General features: G+C 72.3%; 4 protein-coding genes. 1 reads left to right on the top strand and 3 read right to left on the bottom strand.

The window, feature by feature from the left end; all coding sequences use genetic code 11:
- The coding region (locus FAF44_RS52055) for a LysR family substrate-binding domain-containing protein (RefSeq protein ID WP_237110925.1) at positions 1-631 on the bottom strand (631 nt) is incomplete at its 3' end.
- Positions 632-685: 54 nt separating this feature from the next.
- Here FAF44_RS52055 and FAF44_RS52050 point away from each other — a divergent pair.
- Positions 686-1,057: a DUF5997 family protein gene (locus FAF44_RS52050; RefSeq protein WP_237110924.1), complete on the top strand. Its 372-nt coding sequence runs from the start codon at positions 686-688 to the stop codon at positions 1,055-1,057.
- 144 nt (positions 1,058-1,201) lie between these two features.
- On the opposite strand, the gene FAF44_RS52045 is transcribed toward FAF44_RS52050, so the two are convergent.
- Together FAF44_RS52045 and FAF44_RS52040 are read right to left on the bottom strand one after the other, a co-directional pair.
- Positions 1,202-2,470, bottom strand: a complete 1,269-nt coding sequence (locus tag FAF44_RS52045) for an ATP-binding protein (RefSeq protein WP_237110923.1) — start codon at positions 2,468-2,470, stop codon at positions 1,202-1,204.
- A 173-nt stretch (positions 2,471-2,643) separates the two neighbouring features.
- Positions 2,644-4,903, bottom strand: a 2,260-nt coding sequence (locus tag FAF44_RS52040) for a rhamnogalacturonan lyase (protein ID WP_308193546.1), incomplete at its 5' end; no start/stop codon positions are given.

The following is a 4,903-nucleotide window of genomic DNA, read 5'->3' as shown; positions in this document are numbered from 1 at the left end:
GTTTCTGGGCGGGGGGCGGGGTGCGGCCTCGTGAGCTGTTCACCGTCCGGCCGCGGACGATGCCGATGAAGTCCTCCACCAGGTCGGTGGTCGCGTCCGTGGGCCAGGCCAGGGCGACCTGGGACTGCGGCGCGTCGGGCATCGGACGGTAGGTGAGGTCCCGGCGGTGGTGCAGGCGGGCCAGCGACTGCGGCACCAGGAGCAGGCCGCTGCCCGCCGCCACCAGTTCGATCGCCTCGCCCGTCGTGGCGGGGCGGGTGAAGGCGGGCAGGCCGGGCCGGGACGCCCATTCGAGGGTGTCGTCGAGGGGATGGAAGATCTCGTCGTCGGTGAGGTCGGCGACTGTCACCTCGTCGGCGGTGGTCAGCGCGTGGTCCTTGGGCGCCACGGCCACCGTGGTCTCCACGTAGAGGGGGATCACGCTGAGCCCGTCGCGATCGACGGGCAGCCGGACGAACGCGGCGTCGGCGCCGCCGTCGCGCAGGAGCGCCACCGCCTCGGCGGCCGGAACCGTGATCAGCGTGATCGGTACGTCGGGCAGCCTCTCGGTCCAGACGTTGACCCATTTCGCGGGTGTCACCCCGGGCACGTATGCCAGCCGGAACACCGCGCCGGTCTCCCCATCACTCATTCACTCAGGGTACCGATGTCAGGAAACCCGTTCCGACTGACTACGCTCGACCCCATGACCTCGTCCAAGCCGAAGAGCATCCAGACGATGAAGCCGGAGACCGCGGCCAAGAAGCTGGGTGTGCTCCTCTCCGCCACTCCCGCCGAGTTCCAGGCGGGTGTCGTCTCCAGGGACGAGCTGAACGAGTTGCAGTCGCGGCCACCCGCCTGGCTCGCCGAACTGCGCCGCAACGGCCCGCACCCCAAGCAGGTCGTCGCCGCGAAGCTCAGGGTGTCCATCTCCGGCCTGATCAGGGGCGGGATCACCGAGCCGCTCACCACCGCCGAGATCGAGGCGCTGAAGGCGGAGAACCCGGCGTGGCTGGAGCACGAGCAGTCCGTGCAGGCCGAGGCCCGCAAGGAGGCGACCCGCCTCAAGGAGCGGTAGGCCGCGCGGGCCCGCCCGCCGCCTCCGCATGCCGGTCGGGCGGTTACCGGCGGCGATGCCGTCGCACGATGACGACGAGTGCGACGACCGCCGCCGCCGGGACCACGATGAACGCCAGTTCGTACCAGCCCACGCCGAACACGCTCAATCTTCTCTCGTGCCCCCGAGCGTCCACAACGACGCCATGGGGAGGGCGCGGAGTTTCTCGCCGAAGGGGAGTGGCTCGCGGCCGGTGTAGAGGACGAAGCCGGCGCGGAACCGGGAGCCCAGCCGGTCGGACAGATGGCGCAGGCCGCGGAAGTCGTCGCTGCGCACGCTCTCCGCGGCCTTGATCTCGATGGCGACCACCTCGCCGGACGCGTGCTCCAGGACGACGTCCACCTCCACCTGGTCGCGGTCGCGGTAGTGGAAGAGCTGGACGGGTTCGTCGGCCCAACTGAGCTGGCGGGCGATCTCGCCGATGGCGAAGTTCTCCAGGAGCGGGCCGACGGGGGCGGTGACGTCTCTGGCGCGCTCGGGTGACATGCCGATGAGCCGGCCGCCGAGCCCGGAGTCGGTGATGATCAGCTTGGGCGTGGAGATGGCGCGCCGGGTGAGGTTGGACGACCAGGCCGGCACCCGCTTGATGACGAAGACCAGCTCCAGCAGGTCCAGGTAGCGGGAGAGGGTCATCCGGGGCAGGCCCACGTCGCCGGCGATCGACTGGACCACGGCCAGCCCCGCCATCCGGGCGGCGATGACGCTCAGCAGGCGGCGCATCTCCGCGGGACGTTCGATGTCGGAGATCTGGCGCACGTCCCGCGTGATCAGGTCGGTGAGGTAGGAGTCGAAGAACCGGTTGCGCCGGCGGCCGGGGTCGCGCCGGATCGCCTCCGGGTAGCCGCCGCGCAGCGCCCGTTCGACGTAGTCGGGCTTGCGGAGCGGGCTGGCCCGCATCGAGGCGTCGAGGTCGTGCGTGAACACGTGGTCCACGAACCCGTCGGGAGCGTCGTCGATCTCTCCCTGGGAGAGGGGCCACAGCTCGATGGTCTCCGTACGGCCGGGGAGCGCGTCGGGGAGGTCGCGCAGGCCCAGCAGGCGGGCGGAGCCGGTGAGCAGGTAGCGGCCCGGCCGCGGGTCGTCGTCGACCTCGTGCTTGATCGGCAGCAGGAGTTGCGGGGCGCGCTGGATCTCGTCGATCAGCAGCAGGCCGTCGTGCCGGACGAAGGCGACCGGATCCGCCTCGGCGGCGGCCAGGACCGCCGGGTCGTCGAGGTAGAGCTGGCGGGCGTGCTCGGTGTGGCGGGCGATCAGGCCCGCGAGCGTGCTCTTGCCGACCTGCCGCGCGCCGTTGAGCACCACGACCCGGGTGTCGGCGAGCGCTTCGCGGGTCATGGCCTGGGCGCGGCGTGGGAACAGGGTCGGCTCGCTCATACTGAGGAACGTTAGCGCAGCTCGGCAGGATCGGGTGGGTGTTCTGCCGCGACATGCGTGGGCGTTCAGCCGCTATGAAGATGGGCGTTCTGCCGGAGCGAGCGTGGGCGTTCAGCCGCTGCGATGATGGGCGTTCTGCCGTGGGTCCGCCCCGGGTGGGGCGGACCCACGGGTCAGTGCCGGAGCCGGAGCCGGCCGGTGAAGGTGCGGCCGTCGGTCAGGTGGCCGGTGACGGTCACCGAGATCGTGCCGGTGTACCCGGCCAGCGCCCGTTCGACGGCCCGGAGGTCCACGCGGAGCCGGTCGCCGGGCAGCGGCGTGGCGGCGAGGTCGATGAGCCGGCCGTCGGCGACGGCCCGTACGGTGGCCGGGAGGATCGCGGCCCGGGTGCCCGCGAGCCGCACGTGCAGCCGGTCCCCCTGGAGCTGGAGCCCCGCCTCGACCGCGGGACCGGCGGTCAGGTACGCCGCCCGTGGCGGGGTCATGCCGGTGCCCAGGAAGTAGCCCGTGTGCGGGGGCTGGTTGTAGCCCACGTTCTGCCAGACGACCCCCGACTGGTAGACGGGGTCGTGGGTGAGCGTGGTGAAGCGATGCTCCGTCGGGTACGGCGTGCCGTACAGGCGGAGCGCGGTGGAGTCCTCGGTGCGGACGAGCAGTTCCTCCCGCCAGTCGCCCAGGAGATCCGCCTGGAGCGACGGGTTGCCCTTGGTGGTGTTGTTGGACGACGTGCCGGTCGCGGTGAGGAGGTTGACCGTGTTCTGGGTGGCCGGGTCCCACTTGCCGATGGTCGGCACGCCGGCCGACGTGTCGGCGGAGTAGTCGTGGTCGAGGATCTCCCTGGACAGGTCGCCGTCCCACCAGATGGTGTTGCTGATCGCGGGGGTCGTCGAGGAGATGAGCTCGCCGGCGGCGGTGCGCAGGCCCGCCCCGTTGGAGGCCCAGACCTCCTCGCCCGGGTGCGCCGGGTCGATGTCGCCGGTGAGGCCGCGGCCGGTGTCCTGGCCGGTCCTGACGCACCAGAGGATCTCGCCGGTCGTGGCGTCGTGCATTTCCAGGCCGCAGGGCATGTCGGTGTGCTCGTGCACGCTGACGATCTCCAGGCCGGGACGGGCCGGGTCGAGGTCGCCGAGGTGCATGGCGTCGCCGTGTTCGAGCTTCGTGGTGTAGAGGCCGGTGCCGTCGTCGTCCAGGGTCATCGCGCCGTAGGCGATCTCGTCCCGGCCGTCGCCGTCCACGTCGGCCACGGACAGGTTGTGGTTGCCCTGGCCGCCGTATCCGGCGTTGCCGGCGCTGGAGAACGTCCAGCGCCTGGTCAGCTCGCCGTCCCGCCAGTCGTAGGCCGTCAGCATGCTCTTGGCGTAGTAGCCGCGGGTCATCACGATGCTGGGCCGTTCGCCGTCCAGGTACGCGGCGGCGGCCAGGAAGCGGTCGGAGCGGTTGCCGCTGGTGTCGCCCCAGTCGGCCAGGTTGCCGCGGGCCGGCTCGTGGTCCACGGTGGCCAGCGCCGCGCCGGTGCGGCCGTCGAAGACGGTCAGGTACTCCGGCCCGCTGAGGATCCGGCCGTTGGTGGTCCGGTGGTCGGCGGCGGCGTCCCCGATCACCGTGCCGGTGCCGTCCACGGTGCCGTCGGCGGTCCTGACCACGAACTCGGCGCGGCCGTCGCCGTCGAAGTCGGCCACGAGGAAGGGGCTGTAGTGCGCGCCCGCCCGGACGTTGCGGCCCAGGTCGATCCGCCAGAGCCGGGTGCCGTCGAGTTCGTAGGCGTCGAACACGGCCGGGCCGGTGTAGCCGCCCTGGGAGTTGTCCTTGGAGTTGGACGGGTCCCACTTGAGCACGATCTCGTACTGGCCGTCGCCGTCCAGGTCGGCGGCCGCGGCGTCGTTCGCGCGGTAGTCGTAGCTCCCGCCGGCCGGGGTCACGCCTCCGGCGGGCTTGTCCAGCGGGATGTCCAGGTACGGCGCCGCCCACGGCCGCACGGCCGGCGAGCGGGGTCCTTCCCGGCCGTCCAGCACCGCCGAGACGGAGTAGGAGCCGGTGCCGTCGTCGAGGTGGTTCGTCCGGCCGGTGGTGGTGAGGAGCCTGCCGTCCCGGTAGAGGCGGAAGCGCGTGCCGGGCGGGTCGGTGCCGAGCAGCCGCCAGCTCACCAGCGTGCCCCGCTCGGTGGGCACGGCCACCGGCCCTCGGTCCAGCCGCGCCATCGTGCGCAGCGGGTAGGCGGTGACCGGCGAGGTCAGCGTGGCGGAGGAGGGGGACAGACCGCCCGCGCCCGCCGCCACGACCCGGTAGCGGTGCCGGTCGGCGGGCACGGTCCGGTCGGTGTAGGAGTCGCCGGTCACGACGCCGATCCGCCGGTCGTCCCGGTAGAGGTGGTAGCGGAGCGCGCCCTCGGCGCGCCGCCAGCGCAGGGTGATCCTCTCGTCCGTGGCGGTGACC

This window comes from Nonomuraea sp. MG754425, assembly GCF_021699195.1.
Lineage (GTDB): Bacteria > Actinomycetota > Actinomycetes > Streptosporangiales > Streptosporangiaceae > Nonomuraea.
This window is presented reverse-complemented; position numbering and strand designations above follow the sequence as displayed.